Below are 17,093 nucleotides of genomic sequence, written 5' to 3'. Positions count from 1 at the left end.
CTCCCCCCGATAGGGGGCGGAGCCGCGCTGTGGTCGCGGCACTATAGCGCCCATCCCCGATCTGTTCCTCCCATGTCAGGGGAGGTTAGGAAGGGGTACCCTCTTTCAAGCGAACGCCTCACCCCAAAGGCTTCAAATCCGCCAGCAGCGTCGGGATCAGTTCGGTCACCGTCGGGTGGATATGCACCGTGTGCATCATGGTTGTATAGGGCGTACCAGCCGCCATCAGTTGCAGCAGCGAATGGACGATCTCGTCGCCGCCAATACCCAGTATCGCGGCGCCCAGCACCCGCTTGCTCTCGGCATCGACCAGCACCTTTATCAGCCCCTGCGTCTCTCCCCGCTCCCTGGCCCTGGCGACCCGCGCCATCGGCATCACGCCCATCAGCGCCTTGCGGCCTGACTTGCGAACCTCGGCTTCACTCATGCCGGCGCGGCCCAAGGGCGGATCGATGAACAGGCCATAGACCGGAATGCGCCCGGCAATCGAACGCTTGCCCCCATCGATCACATTGTCGGCGACGATCTCGAAGTCATTGTAGGACGTATGGGTAAAGGCGCCGCGCCCGTTGACGTCGCCCATGGCCCAGATGCCCTTGACCTTGGTGCGCAGGTGGTCGTCCACCGGGATATAGCCGCGCGTGTCGGTTTCTATGCCGGCCGCACCCAGGTTGAGGTCGGCCGTATTGGGGGTGCGGCCCAGGGCCACCAGCAGGTGCGAACCTTCGATCGAGGCCAGCCGATCACCGCTTTTGAGCGACAGCAGCACGCCATGCCCGGCCTTGGCCACCGCCTCCACCGTAGTGCCGAACATGAAGGTCACGCCTTCGGCCTCGAGGATGCTCCGGATGGCGGCCGAGACATCAGGGTCTTCCCGGCTGGCGGCGCGCGCGCCACGCTCGATCACCGTGACCTTGGAGCCGAAGCGCGCATACATTTGGGCGAATTCAAGCCCGATATAGCTGGCGCCGATAATGATCAGATGCCCCGGCAGGGTATCGACATTCATCATCGAGGTATTGGTGAGATAGGGCACGCTCCTGATGCCCGGCCAGTCCGGCACGCTGGCACTGGCTCCGGTATTGATGAAGATCTGCGGCGCGGTCAGTACCCGCTTGCCGACCTTGACCTCGGTGGCGGAAACGAAGCTGCCTTCGCCCTTGATATAGTCGAGTGTCTTCAGGCTCCCCAGCCAGTCGGTAAGGCTCTTGACCGAGGCCCCGACCACCTTGTCCTTGCGTGCCTTGACTGCCGCCATGTCGACCGTGACCGGCCCCTTGACCATGACGCCGAACTGGGCGGCGTGGCGGGCGGCCCAGGCCGCGCGGGCGCTGGCCACCAGCGTCTTGGTGGGGGTGCAGCCATCATTGACGCAGGTCCCACCCAGATGTTCGCGCTCGATCAGCGCCACCTTGCGTCCGGCCCCTGCCAGCCGCGCGGCCAGGAAGGGGCCGGACTGGCCTGCGCCGATAACAATGGCATCGAATTGTTCCGACATGCTCGCCCCTCCAGATCCGGGGCAAGTCTATGACTATGCAAGGCAATATGCCAGCGGGACATGCGCGTCACTGCGGAATTGGCACCATCCCGCCCTCGATGTCATCCCGGCCTTGAGCCGGGACCCATCCCGAGATCGAGCCACAGCCGCAAGGTGGAACGTGCCCAAACACCCCCACCCTCATTCCCTCCCCACAAGGGGGAGGGAGGCGCATGACCGCATTCAGGGTTTCGCACGATAGGTCCGTAGCCACCGGCCAGGCTTCCCTCCCCCTTGTGGGGAGGGAGTGAGGGTGGGGGGTACTAACAAGCACGATCTATCCATCTTATCCCCTCCCCCAAAACCTGATGCATACTCCTACCCATCCCCCCGCATGGGCGGCCTGCAGGCGAACAGTGGCGGTGGGGGCCGGGCGTGGCTCGCCGCCGCGCAGGTCCGAGTCCGGGCGGAAGCGTGTGCGCGACCCCCCGTACTGTTCCAAAAACCGGCACTCCGAGACGGCGAGCGTCTCACTCTTAAATTACTCAGGGGCGTCAGCCGTCTCGGGGTCCGCTCGCTGCCATCTTTGGCATGCGATCACCAAGACAACCGCGATGCAGGCGGCGCTTCCGTATGTCCGATTGACACCGTCTCCCTCCCGGCTATGGTCCGCTCCGCATCCCAGCCAGGAATTTTCTCATGTCCCATACCGACCTCGCCAAGACCATCGATGACGCCTTCGAGGCGCGCGCCGAGATCAATTTCCACACTCAGGGTGCGGTGCGCGAAGCGGTCGGCGAGGCGCTGCGCCTCTTGGACAAGGGCGAATTGCGCGTGGCCGAGAAGGTCGACGGCACCTGGCAGGTCAACCAGTGGCTCAAGAAGGCCGTGCTGCTGAGCTTCCGCCTCAACGACAACAAACTGGTCGAGGGCGCGCCGGGTGGGTCGCATTACTGGGACAAGGTGCCGACCAAGTTCGAGGGCTGGAGCGAGAATACCTTCCGCGAGGCCGGCTTCCGCGCCGTGCCGGGTGCGGTGGTGCGCAGCCCGGCCTTTATCGGCCGCAACGTCGTGCTGATGCCCAGCTTCGTCAATATCGGCGCCTATGTCGATGAGGGCACCATGGTGGACACCTGGGTTACCGTCGGTTCCTGCGCGCAGATCGGCAAGAATGTGCATATTTCGGGCGGCGTCGGCATTGGCGGCGTGCTCGAGCCGCTGCAGGCCGGGCCCGTCATCATCGAGGACAATTGCTTCATCGGTGCGCGCTCGGAGGTGGTCGAAGGCGTGGTGGTGGGCGAAGGCTCGGTCATCTCCATGGGCGTCTTCATCGGCGCCTCGACCAAGATCGTCGACCGCAATACCGGGGAAATCCATATCGGCAAGGTGCCGCCCTATTCGGTCGTGGTCTCGGGCTCGCTGCCCGGCAAGCCGCTGCCCAATGGCAATCCGGGGCCGAACCTCTACTGCGCCGTCATCGTCAAGACGGTGGACGCGCAGACCCGCAGCAAGACCGGCATCAACGACCTGCTGCGCGATTAGCAGGGACTCTGGCGGGGCAAGTGCGATTCACCTAGGATGATTGCGCCGGATGGGTCCCGGCGTATCCATTTCCGAGGGGGAACTCATGGATAATCTCGTTGCACTCTATACCACCACGGCTGGGCGCATTTCGCGCAAGAACTGGTGGATCGGCGTTGTCGGCATCATCGTGGCGAGCATCGTGCTCTCCATCATCCTGTCGCTGGTGGGTCTGAACGCGGCCTGGGCACAGCTGATCGTCTATGTGCTGCTGTTCTATCCAAACTGGTGCATCGGCCTCAAGCGCCGGCAGGATCGCGACAATAATGGCATGGACTTCAAGATCCTGATGGGCCTTTCGGGCCTGCTGGCGCTGGTGCAGGCCTTGGGCATCGGCGTCACCATGACCGACATGGGCAATGGCGTCGTCGTGCCGGCCCCGGATGGGTGGCTGATGGTCCTGTTTGGGCTGATGGGCATATTCGGCATCTACATGTTGGTGCAGCTCGGCTTCCTCAAGGGCACGCCAGGCCCCAATACCTATGGCGCCGACCCGCTCGGCTTCGCCACGGCCTGAACCAGAGGACGGGACATCTCGTGACGTCGACTATCGCGGACGATCCCGTCCAATTGCTCAAGCAACTTATCGCCTGCCCCTCGGTCACACCAGAGACGGCAGGCGTTCTCGATGTGCTCGATGGCGCGCTCAGCGCCATCGGCTTCACCGTTCATCGCCTGCGCTTCGAGGGCGACGGCTCCTACCCCGTCGACAATCTCTTCGCCGTCAGGGGCAAGAGCGGGCGACGGCTGCTGTTTGCCGGCCATACCGACGTGGTGCCGCCAGGCGATCTCGCCAACTGGACCAGCGATCCCTTCACGCCGCGCGAAGCCAACGGCAAGCTCTATGGCCGGGGCGCCGCCGACATGAAGTCGGGCATTGCTGCCTTCGTCGCCGCTGCCGCTGCCATTCCTGATGATGCCGGCACGATCATGCTCGCCATCACCAATGACGAGGAAGCCGACGCCATCAACGGCACCGACAAGCTGATGGTCTGGGCCGAAGAGCGGCAGCTTCATTTCGACTTCGCCATTGTCGGCGAACCCAGCTCCGCTGCCCTGCTGGGCGACAGCATCAAGATCGGCCGCCGCGGCTCGCTTTCGGGCGTGATCACCGTCGCGGGCACGCAGGGCCATGTCGCCTATCCTGACAGGGCCAACAATCCGCTGCCCACGCTGGCGCGGATCGTGACCGCGCTGGATACGAAGATCGATGGCGGCAGCGAGCATTTCCCCGCGACCAATCTGGAAGTCACCTCGATCGATGTCGGCAATGCGGTGTCCAATGTCATCCCCGCTTCCGGCACCCTCCGCTTCAACATCCGCTACAACGACCTGTGGACAGCAGAAACGCTGGTCGACTGGGTGCGCGGGCGCCTTGCCAGCGTCGATGCTGCCGGCGCGACGGTAAGTTTCGCGCTTGCCGGCGCCCCTTCACGGTCGTTCCTCTCGCCGCTGAGCGAGGATGTCGATCTGCTTTCTGCCGCCATTGCCGGTATTACCGGGCGCCAGCCTGACTTCTCCACCGGCGGCGGCACGTCGGATGCCCGCTTCATCGCGCAATATGGCCCGGTGGTGGAATGTGGCCTCGTCGGCCCCTCCATGCACAAGGCCGACGAGCATATCGCCCTCGCCGACCTCGCCGGGTTGACCGATATCTATCGCACCTTCATGGTCCGCTTCTTTGGAGTGACGGCATGAAAATCTGGGCTGCGCTAAGCAATGCCGCCAAGGGCTGGGTACTGCTGCTGCGCGGCGATGCCGGCTGGCGTGGGCAGTTCACGCGTTCGGCGGCAGGCCTGGCGACAGCGCTGGCCATCTTCGTCTTCATCGTTTTCCTCGTCGTCATCGTCGTAGCCATCGGCTCCGACATACCCGGCCTGTTCGCCATCCTGGCGGGCATGTTCGCCCTGTCCCTGCCGCTGGTTTCCATGGCACTGGTGCTCGCCGGCACGCGCACAGCCCTCGGTGTCGCCGGGCCGACCTATGACGTGCTGGTGCCCGGCACCTATCTGCTCATGGGTTTCATCATCGTCGAAGGCCTGCTGGCCAGCCTGATCGGCGGGCCGATAGTAATGGTGAGTTGGCTGGCGCTGGGCTATTTGCTCTACCGGCTGGCGCGGGCCGCAACCGATTGGCATACCGGCATTTCCGCCGGTTTTGCAGTTTTGACCGTGCTGCTGCTTGTCGCCATGCGACAGGCGCTCTACATGCTGAGCAGCATTGCCGGTTCTCCCACCTGATCATCGAGACAAGCCCTTGGCCCAGCCGACCACGACCTTCCTCGATGAATTGATGTCCGCCGCGCGTGGCTGCTTGGCTTTGCTGGTGGGCAGCCGGCAGGCGCCATCCTATTTCGATTTCAGCCAGCGCGGGCTGGTCGGCAGCCTCATCGCCACAGTGATCGGCATCGGGCTGGCCGGCTTCGGGCCGCTGCTGACGGGCATCGACCTGCCGGCGGGCGCGGCCACGCAATCGGTCGTCATCAATGGCGTGCTATTCGTCGCCCAGGCGGTCACCGCCTTTGTCGCCCTGCGGCAGATGGGGCGGCAGGATGGCTTCATCCCCTATCTCGTCGCCTCCAACTGGGTGACGCTGGCCTCGGCGGTGCTGCTGCTGATCTCGACCATGCTCGGCCCGCTGGGCTTCGTCGTACTGGTGCTGGTGGTCATCCTGGCGCTGGCGAGCTTCATCAATATCGGCCGCTTCATCGTCACGCTGACGGCGCTGCAGATCGGCATCCTGTTCATTTCACAGGCCGTGGGCGTGTTCCTGGCGCTGGCTGTCGTGGCCGTGATCATCGGCCCGGCCCCACCGCCGGTCTAGTAATCGACCCTGGTCAGATAGAGCCCCGCAGATGGCGCCATGGCGCCGCAGCGCCGGCGGTCCCTGGCATCGAGCGCGGCGCGGAAATCTGATGGCGACCACTTGCCCTCCCCCACCAGCTTGAGCGACCCCACCATGGAGCGCACCTGGTGATGCAGGAAGCTGCGGGCGCTGGCTGATATCACGATATGATCCAGCTCTCTGCGTACGGAAAACTTATCCAAGGTCCGCAAAGGCGAGTTAGCCTGACACTCCGATGAGCGGAAGGTGGTAAAGTCGTGAGTACCCAGGATCAGGCTGGCCGCATGATCCATGGTATCGGCATCGAGTTCCATGGGTACATGCCAGACATGATCGCGCTCGATCACCGCGGGCGCGCGGCGGTTGAGAATACGATATTCGTAATGCCGCGCCGTGGCCGAGAACCTTGCCTCGAAATCATCGCCCACCGCCTCTGCCGCAATGATCGCCACCGGGTCGGGCCGCAGGTGATAATTCAGCGCCTCGCGGATACGGAACGGGTCCCATTCCTTGCTCAGGTCGAAATGGGCCACCTGTCCCAGCGCATGCACGCCAGCATCGGTGCGGCCCGCCGCCTGGGTAGTCACCGCCTCGCCCGACATGGCGTGAATGGCCTCTTCCAGCGCCTGCTGCACGCTGGGCCGGTCGGCCTGGCGCTGCCAGCCCGAAAACGGGGTCCCGTCATATTCCATGGTGAGCTTGTAGCGTGGCATCTAGCTGACGGTCGGCGGCAAGGTTCCCGCCCCGCGCAGGAAAGTGGCAGCGTCCATGGCGCCCTTGCCTTCGCGCTGTACCTGGGTCAAGCGCACGGCGCCAGTGCCGCAGGCAATGGTCAGGTTGTCGAGCAGCGTACCGGGCGCTCCGGCGCCCTGCCCCAGTGTCGAACGCAAAGCCTTGATGCGCGTGGGCTTGCCGCCCAGTTCCAGCTCGAACCAGGCGCCCGGGAACGGCGACAGGCCGCGGATGTGGTTATGCACCTCATCCGCCGGGCGCGACCAGTCGATGCGGGCCTCGGCCTTTTCGATCTTCTTCGCGTAGATGGCGCCATCTTCGCGCTGCGACTTGAAATCGAGGCTGCCACGTTCCAGCGCAGCCAGCGCTCGCCCTATCAGGTCGGCGCCGACGCGCATCATCTGGTCATGCAATTCGCCAGCCGTCATGTCGGGACCGATGGGGATCATGTCGATCAACGCGACCGGGCCGGTATCGAGTCCCTCCTCCATCTGCATCACCATGACGCCGGTTTCCCGGTCGCCAGCCATCACGGCGCGCTGGATCGGCGCGGCGCCGCGCCAGCGCGGCAGCAGCGAACCGTGCAGGTTCAGGCAACCATATTCGGGCGCATCGAGAATGGGTTTTGGCAGCAACAGGCCATAGGCAACGACCACGCCCACCTCGGCGCCGTGGCTGGCAAAGATGATCTGTTCGGCCTCGCCCTTGAGCGATTTCGGCGTATAGACCGGAATACCAAAAGCCTCGGCCGCCAGATGCACCGGGGACTTGCGCTCTTCCTGGCCTCGGCCCGCCGGCTTGGGCGCGCGCGTATAGACGGCGACGACATCATGGCCAGCAGAGACGATTTCGGTGAGGGTGGGAACGGAAAAATCCGGCGTGCCCATGAAGACGACGCGCATTGGCAAACTCCTAGGCACGACCTCACCCTTCGACAGGCTCAGGATGAGGTCTACTGGAAACTCGGCGACCTAGCAGTAGCCCTCATGGTGAGCTTGTCGAACCATGAGAGCGTGGCACTACCCCGCTGCCCGCTTGGCGGCCTTGTCGAATTTCTTGATGACGCGGTCGCGCTTCAGCCGACTCAGATAGTCGATATAGAGCACACCATCGAGGTGATCGAGTTCGTGCTGGATACAGACGGCCAGCTTGCCCTCGGCCTCACGCACCACTTCCTTGCCATCGAGATCGGTATATTTCACCGTGACCTCGTTGGGGCGCTCGACCTCGTAATAGAGTTCGGGGATGGACAGGCACCCTTCCTCGGTCACCTGCATCTGTTCGCCGAAATGGGTGATCTCGGGATTGATCAGCACCATGGGATCGGGCTCTTCGCCTTCCGGCGCCAGGTCCATCACGACGATGCGCTTCATCACGCCGAGCTGGGTCGCGGCCAGGCCGATGCCGGGGGCATCGTACATGGTGTCGAGCATGTCCTTGGCCAGCGTCTTGATCTCGTCATCGACCTCGATGATCGGGTCGGCAACGGCGCGCAGGCGCGCATCGGGAATGACGAGAATGGGGCGAACAGCCATGTCGAAAGGTCCGGCAGAAAAGGATTTGCCTCTCGATATGGTATTTGCCGCGCCGCGGTCAACTCTTGTGGTCGGCGCAGAGAGAACATTATGCGAACACGCGAATCGCGCTAACATGCGCCGATGGATAATATGCTCTTCGTGCTTGGCGATTTTCCCGTGACGCAGCAAGCTGCCATTCTTGGCGGCGCCGCGCTGGCGGCCCTGCTCGTTGCCGGACTGCTGATCGCATCCATACGCGCCAGCGGTCGACGGGCCGAGATCGCGGCACAGCAGGCATCGGAAGACTTGCGCGCGAATTTCCAGACGCAGATCGCCGAGCGGGACAGCCGCATCCGCGAACTGGAGCAGCAGGGGCAGCGCGAGCGCGAGCGGACCGGCGACCTGATCGATGCCGAACGCGCCAAAAGCGCCGACCTTTATGCGGAACTGTCAGCATTGCGGGCGCGCATGATGGAACAGACCAAGCAGTCGGAGGCCAATCTGGCGCGGTTCTTCGAGGCCCGCCAGCAGATGACCGATGAGTTCAAGGCCATTGCCGGTGATGTGCTCAAGAACCAGAGCGAGACCTTCACGAAGCAGAATCGCGAACAGGTCGATACCCTGCTCAAGCCGCTCAACGAGAAGATCGGGGAGTTCCACCGGGGCCTGATCGAAGATCGATCGGCGATGAAGGAGCGCATTCAGGCGCTGGTCGAAAGCAATTTGCAGATCACCACGGAGGCGCAGAACCTCACCCGCGCCCTCAAGGGCAATTCGCAGACTCAGGGCGCCTGGGGTGAGATGATCCTCTCCACCATCCTCGAACAGTCGGGGCTGCGTGAGGGCGAGCAGTTCTTCACCCAGACGAACCATACCGGCGAGGACGGGCATCGCGTCCGCACCGATGTCGAGATCAGAATGCCCAATGGCGACGTGCTGGTGATCGATTCCAAGGTCTCGCTGACCGCCTTCGAAGCCTTCGTCAACAGCGAGGACGATCTGCGCGAGCAGCATTTGCGTGCCCATATCACTTCGGTGCGGACGCATATCGCCACGCTGGGCGACAAGAGCTATCACCGCGCCGCCGGCTCAAAACTCGATTACGTGATGATGTTCGTGCCTATCGAGTCCGCTCTTGCCACGGCCATCCAGAACGATGCCAAGCTGGTCGAATTCGGCATGAGCAAGGGCGTAATGCTGACCACGCCCACGACACTCATGACCGTTCTGCGCACGGTGCGCAATTTCTGGGACATCGAAAAGCGCCACCAGAACGCCGAGGAAATCGCCGAACGTGCCGGGGCGCTATATGAAAAGGTCGCCGGGTTCCTGGCCACCATGGATCAGGTCGGCGACGCCATCGACAAGTCTCAGCGGGCATATGCCAAAGCCAAGGATCAGTTGAGCTCCGGACGCGGCAATGTGGTGCGACAGGTAGAGATGCTGCGCGAACTGGGGGCCAAGTCGAACAAGCAGCTTCCGGCCGGCTGGGAGAATGGCGATGACGACATGCCCAAGCTGCGATTGGTGAACGAGGACCCCGGCGATCTTTCCTGATCACGAGTGTCGAACCGGTTGGGTTCCCGCGCGTTCTGCCTTGGTCAATCGAGCCAAGGGAGACTGATATGGCGCAGCATCACGACCATCACGGCACCATGGTGCCGCAGGACACGAATTTCGATAATGCCGACCAGCCGGGCATTGCCCAGCCCTTTACGCAGAGCGAGGTGGAAGACCTGCTCTATGGCGAAGACCGTTCGGCCAGCGAAAGATTGGCGCGTCTCAAGGAGTTGCGCGACGAGGCAGCAATCCGCGAAAGCGGCGACTGGGGCGGCCAGGACCCGGCCGCCATGCTCGACGAGCTGGACCGGGCGATCGATGAATTGAGCGCCACCATCGCCAATGGCGACGACGGGGAAACCTATGCCGGGCTCGCCACCAATTTCGACAATGATCCGGCCGACCGGCTCGATGCGCTGTCACCTGATGACGAGGACGCCCGGCATGCCATCGAGAGCGATGAGGACGAGGCCTTCTTCGATGACGAGGACGAAGACGAAAGTCTTGAGGAAGAAGCCTGGGACGGTGGCGACGAGTTCAGGACTGATCCCGACCTGCACTAGCTTCGTTTGTCGCGTTTCCGAACCGCAAAACCGGACCCACTTTTGCTGGAAACGCTCTAGATTTCGGTGCGGGCCTTGAGGGCCTGGCTGAGGGTGCCTTCGTCGAGATAGTCGAGCTCGCCGCCGACGGGGACGCCGTGGGCGAGGCGGGTGACCCTGGTGCCCGAGCCGGCAAGGCGGTCGGTGATGTAATGGGCGGTGGTCTGGCCCTCGACGGTGGCGTTGACGGCCAGGACTATCTCCTTGAAATCGACGGCTCTTTTCAAGAGGTCATCGATGGAAATGTCGTCGGGGCCGACGCCGTCGAGGGGCGAGAGGACGCCGCCCAGGACGTGGTAGCGGACGGCGCCGACGCCGGCGCGTTCCAAGGCCCAGAGGTCGGCGACATCTTCGACCACGATCAGCATGCCGCTTTCAGCGCGGCGGGAGTCGGCACAGATGGTGCAGGGGCTGACCGTATCGACATTGCCGCAAATTTCGCAGGTACGGACGGCACTTACGGCGCGGTCGAGGGCGGCCGAAAGCGGGATCATGAGCTGATCCTTCTTCTTGATCAGTTGGAGAACGGCACGGCGGGCCGAGCGCGGGCCGAGGCCCGGCAGGCGGGCCAGGAGCTGGATGAGCTGTTCGATTTCGGGGCCACCGGACGCCATTTTCGTGTTCGCACCTGGACCGAATTGGTTAGCAGACTGTTAGCATCGACGCGCCGGACGCGTGAAAATCAGAACGGGAATTTCATGCCCGGCGGGATGGGCAGGCCAGCGGTGACCTCGGCCATCTTGCGCTGCATTTCGGCTTCCGATTTCGCCTTGGCATCGGCATGGGCGGCGATGATCAGATCCTCGAGCACTTCGACATCGTCTTCCTTGAACAGGGACGGATCGATCCTGACGCCCTTGAGGTCGCCCTTGCCCGAAAGCGAGACCACGACCATGCCGCCGCCGGAGCGGCCTTCTACCACGAGATCGGCAAGCTCGGCCTGCATGGCCTCCATCTTGCCCTTCATCTCACTGGCGGCTTTCATCATACCCATGATGTCTTTCATTCGTCGTCCTCTTCGGGTGGGGGCGGAGGCAGGTCGGGCTCAATAGCGGTCGCGTCATCGCGTACCGTCACATTGACCAGCTTGGCTCCGGGAAATGTATCGAGAATAGCCTTGACCAACGGATCGTCATGCGCGGCGGCCTGGGCCGCCTGCTGGCGCTGCACGGCCTCCTGCCGGATGGTCAGGCCCTCGGGCGGCTTGCTCGAGACATTGACCAGCCAGCGCTGACCGGTCCAGAGCTGGAGACGGGCGGACAGCGTGGCGATCATGCCCGGATCGGCACCATCGGCCAAAGCAACTTCGATGCGGCCCTGCTCGAAGGAGATGGGGCGCATCTGGCTTTCGAGGGCGAGCTTGACCAGCACGTCGCGCTTGGCGCCGGCCAGGGCGATCAGTTCCTTATAGCTGGCGACGGTCGCCAGCGCAGCCTGAGCCTGCGGCTGGGATGCCGAAGGCTGAGCGGCCACCGCTTCGGTCGCAACCGGGCGCGGGGCTTCGACGCGCAGGGCCGATGTGCCACCGCCACCACCGCCGGAGGGGCCGCGATTGATCGGGGCGCTGGGCGGCGGCAGGCTCGGCGCGGGCGCCGGCTGGTTGGCCAGCCGGGCGATGAGATCGTCGGGGCTGGGCAGGTCGGCGGCATAGGCGAGGCGGATCAGCGCCATTTCGGCCGCCTGCAGGCCATTGCTGGCGCGAGCGACCTCGTCATAGCCCTTGAACAGTATCTGCCAGGCGCGGGTCAGCGCGCGCATGGGCAACTTGCCGGCCAGCTCAGCGCCGCGCTGGCGCTCATCGGGAGTGAGCGAAACATCGTCGGCCGCCGCTGGCACGACCTTGATGCGGGTCACCAGATGGGTGAAGTCGGCGAGGTCGGCGACCAGGGTCTGCGGATCGGCGCCCATGTCGTAGAGAGCGCGCATGGTCTCGATGGCCTCGCCGATGCGGCCGCCCATCAATTGCTCGAAGAGGTCGATGATGCGGGCGCGGTCGCCGAGACCGAGCATGGCCTTGACCGTCGCCGCTGACACCGTGCCATTGCCGTGGGAAATAGCCTGATCGAGCAGGGAAAGATTATCGCGGGCCGAGCCTTCGCCGGCGCGGACGATCATGGCCAGGGCCTCGGGCTCGAAGGATATGCCCTCCTGACCCAGGATGGATTCGAGATAGGCCGTCATGATCTCGGGCGTGATGCGGCGCAGATCGAACCGCATGCAGCGCGAGAGAATGGTCACCGGCACCTTGCGGATTTCGGTGGTAGCGAAGATGAACTTCACATAGGGGGGCGGCTCTTCGAGGGTCTTGAGCAGGCCGTTGAAGGCCGCGGTCGAGAGCATGTGGACTTCGTCGATGACGTAGACCTTGTAGGGCGCCGAGGACGGCGCGTATTTCACCGAGTCGATGATCTCCCGGATGTCGTTGATGCCGGTATTGGAGGCGGCGTCCATTTCGATGACGTCGACATGGCGGCCTTCGATGATGGCGCGGCAGTGCTGCCCCTCGACCGCCAGATCGAGCGTGGGATGGGGGCCGGATGCATCTTCGTAGTTGAAGGCGCGGGCCAGGATGCGGGCCGTGGTGGTCTTGCCCACGCCGCGCACGCCGGTGAGGATGAAGGCATGGTGGATGCGGTTCTGTGCGAAGGCATTGCCCAGCGTCTGCACCATGGCATCCTGGCCGACAAGCGTGGTGAAATCGCGCGGCCGGTATTTGCGGGCGAGGACGAGATAGGGCGAGGTCGGTGCATCAGCCATCGAGCCCTCCATTGCCTCGTATTGCCGGGAATCTGCCTTGGGTCATGCTGCGACCATAGGGCAATGCCATAGGTTCCGCAAAAGGCCAGAGGCCGTTCCGCGCCGTCAAATGCCAAGTTTGAACAGTTGAGTAGGAGGCTGGCAACGACCCGTGAAGGTCTCGTTGGGGCTGCTTCCTTCCGGACCTGACCCGGTTGGCGAGGAACACGTCCGCGCCAACCTCCCGGAGCGGTATATGAGGGGAAAAAGGGGCGGATGCAAGACCTAGTCTAGTCAGCGTAGTAGGTCCGCAGCGCTGCAAGCGCCTGCCTCAACGTGGATTGCTCTGCCTGCCCTAGCAACTTGATGAGGCGCCTCTTGTCCACCGATCTAACCTGTTCCAGCAGCAGAAGTCCGTCCCTGCCCGCAAACTGCAGCGGAATGCGAAACGGCGCCGGATGGCTTCCCGAGGTCAAAGGTATGATGGTCACGAGGCGCAGATAGGCATTCAAGTCGTCGGGTGAAACGACCAGAACAGGCCGGGTCTTTTGAATCTCCGTTCCAACGGTCGGGTCCAGCGCCGCGAGCCAAATCTCACCGCGCGTTACCACACCCACTCCGTTTCATCGTCGTCGTTGGGAAAATCGCCCAGGACAAGCTCATCGTCGCCAGCAGCGGCAATGGCCGCGGCGGCCTCTGCCCAGCCCGCGCGTGGATGCTCATTGATCAGTTTGATGACGATCTGGCCGTCCGTGAAGGCGATATCGATCTTGTCCCCCGCCTCGGCTCCCATTTCCGAAAGCATAGGCTTAGGGATGATCGCGCCGGTCGAATTGCCAAACTTCTTGAAAGCGCTTTGCATGCTGCAAGCCATAGCATAGCGCGTACATTGTTACAACAATGTTATTACAAACTGCATCTGCCGATGAGCAGCAAGAGACTTAAAGCTGTATGAGTCCCGACGACGCTTAGCGCCAATGGATGACCCTGCCCCCTCATCCGCCCTTCGGGCACCTTCTCCCACGAAGGGAGAAGGGAACTCCGTGGTTGCCGGAACGAAAAATCTCCCGTGGCGTGTCGAATGAATATGCCGGCATTCGTCGTATAGGCATGGAACGCTAATCCCGGAGAACTGCCATGACGCCGACAATTACTGCCTTCGCCACATCGCCCGATCGTGGCGCTGGACTGTCGCGGGACATGCGCGTGCGTTGGGCATTCGAGGAAGTGGGCCAGAACTACGATGTGCGGCTCGTATCGTTCAAGCAGATGAAGGAGCCTTCGCATCTGGCACTGCAGCCCTTCGGGCAGATTCCGACCTATGAGGACGGCGACCTGGTGCTGTTCGAGACCGGATCGATCATCCTGCATATCGCGGAGAAACACCCGGGCCTGTTGCCCGACGATGCCAATGCCAGAGCGCGGGCGATAAGCTGGATGTTCGCAGCCATCGGTACGGTGGAGCCGCCCATTCTGGAGCTCCAGACCGCCCGGTTCGCCGAGGGCCAGGAGAGCTGGACCGAACAGCGCATGCCTCTGGTCAAGGACCGCATTCGGGTGCGACTGGGCGAGCTTGCCCGGCGGCTCGGCGACAGCGAATGGCTGGATGGGGCGTTCAGCGCGGCCGATATCATGATGGTGCATGTGTTGCTGCGGGTAAAGCCGTCGGGCCTGCTGGATGAATTTGCCAACATTTCCGCCTACACGGCCCGCGCACAGGCACGACCAGCCTATCAGCGCGCCTTTGATGCGCAGCTGGCGGTGGCCAATGCGGCGGGCCAGCAAGCCGGGTAAACCATAGTTCCATATACTGGCGGACTCCGCTCACCCTGCCGCGTTAAGGTTTCATCAACCATAAGCGGAGGCTGGCATGCGCGTTCCATCGGTGGGCCTCAGTCGTGACGAGCGCCATATCGTGGCGGAAGGCTATCGGCTGGCCGAGTATATGCTGCGCAATTATGAGGACAGGCCGAGCGTGGGCGCCACGATCAGGCGGTGGCTGGAGCGGTTGCGCGTGATGGTGCTAGCGCGGGACTGATTGGTTTATTCACAGTTCAGGGTTTGCCCCTCTCCCCTTGTGGGAGAGGTGGAAATCCGCGTTCAGCGGATTTCCGGGTGAGGGGTCTGCGCACTCCCATACTTCAATGCCAATGGATAGTTCGGGGCCCCCTCATCCGCCCTTCGGGCACCTTCTCCCACGAGGGGAGAAGGGAGGAGGCCAATGCCTTTGCAGGTCAATCGACTACGGGTTCATACGCCTTGGGCGGGTGGACCAGCGTTACCAGAACCACCGAAATCAGCATCAGCAGATACCAGGAGCCCAGCTTGCTCCAGCTCACCAGCGTCCAGCCATCGGCCTGATCGGGATAGATCCAGGCGCGGGACCAGGTGCCGATATTCTCGGCGATCCAGATGAATAGGGCGACCAGCAGGAAGGCCAGCAGCACGGGCATGCGGTGGCGAAAGCGGAAGACGCGGTAATGCATGGTGCTGGGAAAATAGAGGATGGCCAGGACGGCGAAGAGCAGCCAGCGGAAATCGAAGATGAAATGGTGGCTGAAGAAGTTTACGTAGATGGCCAAAGCCAGCAGCACCGTGGCCCAGACCGGCGGGTAACGGGTGAAGGTGATATCGAAAATGCGCTGGATGCGGGCCATGTAGGAGCCGACGCAGGCATACATGAAGCCGGAAAAGAGTGGCACGCCGCTGAGGCGGAAGATGGCATCCTCGGGATAGATCCAAGAGCCGGCTGATGTCTTGAACAGTTCCATGCCGGTGCCGACGAGGTGGAAGATGAGGATGACCTTGGCTTCGCTCAATGTTTCGAGGCGAAGGGCCAGCATGGCGCCCTGGATGAGCAGGGCAGCGAGGAACCAGGCGTCGTAGCGGGCCAGACCGATATCGGGCCACCAGAGGCGGGTGACGAGGATCATGCCCAGCATCAGCCCGCCGAACAGGCAGGCCCAGGCCTGCTTGAGGCCGAAGACCACGAATTCGACGAGGCCATCGGCCAGCCTGCCGCGCGGCAGGCGCGCGAGGACGGCATGGGCCGCCGCATCGATCCGCGCTTCCAAAGTCGTGAACTGGTTCAAGGCGGGTGCCCTTGCTCACATCGTCGGGGCTGGATATGCCCTGTCGAAGATTTCGGAATTATGGCGGTGCTTCGCATGACCAGACGTCGTCCCACTTCGTTGCGCACTTCGGTCGAAGACGTCGCCGCCTCCAAGCGTGCGCCGCAGACGCCGCAGACGCAATCGGCCGCGTTCCGGCTGGCCTTTGCCGACGACGAATTCATGACCTCGGAAGATACGCGTGGGGTGCGCTTCCAGCTCGAATATCTCAAACCCGAATTCTGCCTGCGCGAGCGGGGCATCAATTCGACCGTGGTGCTGTTCGGCGGGGCGCGCATTCCGGCACCGGGCAAACCGGCCTGGGCAGCCAAGAACGAGATGCAGAAGAAGAATCTCGAAGCCGCGTCGCGCTACTATGACGAAGCGCGACGGTTTGCACAGCTGGCCTCGTTCACCTCCAAGGCCATGGGCTTTTCGGACTATGTGGTGGTGACGGGCGGGGGCCCGGGCGTGATGGAAGCAGGCAATCGGGGCGCGGCCGATGTGGGGGCGCCGTCGATCGGGCTCAATATCGTGCTGCCGCATGAGCAGGCGCCGAACCTTTATGTGACGCCGGAGCTGAGCTTCAACTTCCACTATTTCGCCACGCGCAAGATCCATTTCCTGATGCGGGCCAAGGCGGTGGCGGTGTTTCCCGGCGGGTTCGGCACGCTGGACGAATTCTTCGAGACGCTGACGCTGATCCAGACCGGGCGCATGGACCGGGTGCCGCTGCTGCTGTTCGGCGCGGAATTCTGGAGCAAGGTCATCAATTTCGAGGCGCTGGCGGAAGCCGGCACGATCGCGCCTGACGATCCGAAGCTGTTCAATATCGTCGATACGGCCGAGGAAGGCTGGGACATTGTGCGGCAGTTTTATAATCTGCCCGAGATCGATGAGGTGTTGCGGGGGGACTGAGGGAGCGCGCAAACGC

The 17,093-nt window shown here is 63.2% G+C and carries 20 protein-coding genes and 1 other RNA gene; 10 read left to right on the top strand and 11 right to left on the bottom strand.

What is annotated here, in order from left to right; genetic code table 11:
* Positions 1–118: 118 nt before the first annotated feature.
* The gene (locus NVV79_RS02865) at positions 119–1,498 is read right to left on the bottom strand and encodes an FAD-containing oxidoreductase (protein WP_303986061.1); all 1,380 of its coding nucleotides are present in this window, start codon (positions 1,496–1,498) and stop codon (positions 119–121) included.
* A gap of 678 nt (positions 1,499–2,176) precedes the next feature.
* Between NVV79_RS02865 and dapD the strand changes: the two genes are divergently transcribed.
* The 5 genes from dapD to NVV79_RS02840 all read left to right on the top strand — a co-directional run bounded on the left by dapD (position 2,177) and on the right by NVV79_RS02840 (position 5,881).
* On the top strand, positions 2,177–3,019 hold the full coding sequence (dapD, locus tag NVV79_RS02860; protein ID WP_146292590.1) for a 2,3,4,5-tetrahydropyridine-2,6-dicarboxylate N-succinyltransferase: 843 nt from the start codon (positions 2,177–2,179) through the stop codon (positions 3,017–3,019).
* A gap of 85 nt (positions 3,020–3,104) precedes the next feature.
* Complete coding sequence (locus NVV79_RS02855; protein WP_303986058.1) at positions 3,105–3,575, top strand: DUF805 domain-containing protein; 471 nt, start codon at positions 3,105–3,107, stop codon at positions 3,573–3,575.
* Positions 3,576–3,595: 20 nt separating this feature from the next.
* Complete coding sequence (gene dapE, locus NVV79_RS02850; RefSeq protein ID WP_303986056.1) at positions 3,596–4,756, top strand: succinyl-diaminopimelate desuccinylase; 1,161 nt, start codon at positions 3,596–3,598, stop codon at positions 4,754–4,756.
* Entirely contained in the window at positions 4,753–5,298 is a 546-nt protein-coding gene (locus NVV79_RS02845) for a hypothetical protein (protein ID WP_303986054.1), read from the top strand. Before dapE ends, NVV79_RS02845 begins: the two co-directional genes overlap by 4 nt.
* Positions 5,299–5,314: 16 nt before the next feature.
* Positions 5,315–5,881 carry a hypothetical protein gene (locus tag NVV79_RS02840; protein ID WP_303986052.1) on the top strand — a complete coding sequence of 189 codons (567 nt, stop codon included), beginning with the start codon at positions 5,315–5,317 and terminating at the stop codon, positions 5,879–5,881.
* On the opposite strand, the gene truA is transcribed toward NVV79_RS02840, so the two are convergent.
* The 3 genes from truA to def all read right to left on the bottom strand — a co-directional run bounded on the left by truA (position 5,878) and on the right by def (position 8,169).
* Entirely contained in the window at positions 5,878–6,615 is a 738-nt protein-coding gene (gene truA / locus NVV79_RS02835; RefSeq protein WP_303986050.1) for a tRNA pseudouridine(38-40) synthase TruA, read from the bottom strand. The genes NVV79_RS02840 and truA overlap by 4 nt on opposite strands.
* Entirely contained in the window at positions 6,616–7,536 is a 921-nt protein-coding gene (gene fmt / locus NVV79_RS02830; protein WP_303986048.1) for a methionyl-tRNA formyltransferase, read from the bottom strand. It lies immediately after the preceding gene.
* A 117-nt stretch (positions 7,537–7,653) separates the two neighbouring features.
* Positions 7,654–8,169, bottom strand: coding sequence for a peptide deformylase (gene def / locus NVV79_RS02825; RefSeq protein ID WP_303986046.1), 516 nt, complete (start codon positions 8,167–8,169; stop codon positions 7,654–7,656).
* 123 nt (positions 8,170–8,292) lie between these two features.
* Here def and NVV79_RS02820 point away from each other — a divergent pair, with 123 nt between their 5' ends.
* Positions 8,293–9,708, top strand: coding sequence for a DNA recombination protein RmuC (locus NVV79_RS02820; protein WP_303986044.1), 1,416 nt, complete (start codon positions 8,293–8,295; stop codon positions 9,706–9,708).
* 68 nt (positions 9,709–9,776) lie between these two features.
* Positions 9,777–10,274: a hypothetical protein gene (locus NVV79_RS02815; protein ID WP_303986042.1), complete on the top strand. Its 498-nt coding sequence runs from the start codon at positions 9,777–9,779 to the stop codon at positions 10,272–10,274.
* A gap of 56 nt (positions 10,275–10,330) precedes the next feature.
* Here NVV79_RS02815 and recR read toward each other — a convergent pair whose 3' ends face one another.
* The 6 genes from recR to NVV79_RS02785 all read right to left on the bottom strand — a co-directional run bounded on the left by recR (position 10,331) and on the right by NVV79_RS02785 (position 13,911).
* Positions 10,331–10,927 carry a recombination mediator RecR gene (gene recR / locus NVV79_RS02810; protein WP_303986040.1) on the bottom strand — a complete coding sequence of 199 codons (597 nt, stop codon included), beginning with the start codon at positions 10,925–10,927 and terminating at the stop codon, positions 10,331–10,333.
* A gap of 68 nt (positions 10,928–10,995) precedes the next feature.
* Entirely contained in the window at positions 10,996–11,319 is a 324-nt protein-coding gene (locus NVV79_RS02805; protein WP_303986038.1) for a YbaB/EbfC family nucleoid-associated protein, read from the bottom strand.
* A complete protein-coding gene (locus NVV79_RS02800) occupies positions 11,316–13,082 on the bottom strand; it encodes a DNA polymerase III subunit gamma/tau (RefSeq protein ID WP_303986037.1) in 1,767 nt (588 codons plus the stop codon). Before NVV79_RS02800 ends, NVV79_RS02805 begins: the two co-directional genes overlap by 4 nt.
* A 117-nt stretch (positions 13,083–13,199) precedes the next feature.
* Positions 13,200–13,295: signal recognition particle sRNA small type (gene ffs, locus NVV79_RS02795), an RNA gene on the bottom strand.
* Between the two features lie 44 nt (positions 13,296–13,339).
* On the bottom strand, positions 13,340–13,660 hold the full coding sequence (locus tag NVV79_RS02790; RefSeq protein ID WP_303986036.1) for a type II toxin-antitoxin system PemK/MazF family toxin: 321 nt from the start codon (positions 13,658–13,660) through the stop codon (positions 13,340–13,342).
* Complete coding sequence (locus tag NVV79_RS02785) at positions 13,654–13,911, bottom strand: AbrB/MazE/SpoVT family DNA-binding domain-containing protein (protein ID WP_303986034.1); 258 nt, start codon at positions 13,909–13,911, stop codon at positions 13,654–13,656. The genes NVV79_RS02790 and NVV79_RS02785 overlap by 7 nt, the downstream gene beginning before the upstream one ends.
* 275 nt (positions 13,912–14,186) lie before the next feature.
* On the opposite strand from NVV79_RS02785, the gene NVV79_RS02780 reads away from it, so the two are divergent.
* Complete coding sequence (locus NVV79_RS02780) at positions 14,187–14,843, top strand: glutathione S-transferase family protein (protein WP_303986032.1); 657 nt, start codon at positions 14,187–14,189, stop codon at positions 14,841–14,843.
* 76 nt (positions 14,844–14,919) lie between these two features.
* A complete protein-coding gene (locus tag NVV79_RS02775) occupies positions 14,920–15,087 on the top strand; it encodes a hypothetical protein (protein ID WP_303986031.1) in 168 nt (55 codons plus the stop codon).
* Between the two features lie 196 nt (positions 15,088–15,283).
* Here the strand turns inward: NVV79_RS02775 and NVV79_RS02770 are convergent, their stop codons facing one another.
* Positions 15,284–16,141, bottom strand: coding sequence for a DUF817 domain-containing protein (locus NVV79_RS02770; RefSeq protein WP_303986029.1), 858 nt, complete (start codon positions 16,139–16,141; stop codon positions 15,284–15,286).
* A 60-nt stretch (positions 16,142–16,201) separates the two neighbouring features.
* Here NVV79_RS02770 and NVV79_RS02765 point away from each other — a divergent pair, with 60 nt between their 5' ends.
* A complete protein-coding gene (locus tag NVV79_RS02765; RefSeq protein ID WP_303986027.1) occupies positions 16,202–17,077 on the top strand; it encodes an LOG family protein in 876 nt (291 codons plus the stop codon).
* The last annotated feature ends 16 nt before the right edge of the window (positions 17,078–17,093 follow it).

This window comes from Devosia ginsengisoli, from assembly GCF_024707105.1.
Classification (GTDB): domain Bacteria; phylum Pseudomonadota; class Alphaproteobacteria; order Rhizobiales; family Devosiaceae; genus Devosia; species Devosia ginsengisoli_A.
The sequence above is the reverse complement of the archived record's forward strand: the minus strand, read 5'-3'. Positions and strand labels throughout refer to the sequence as shown.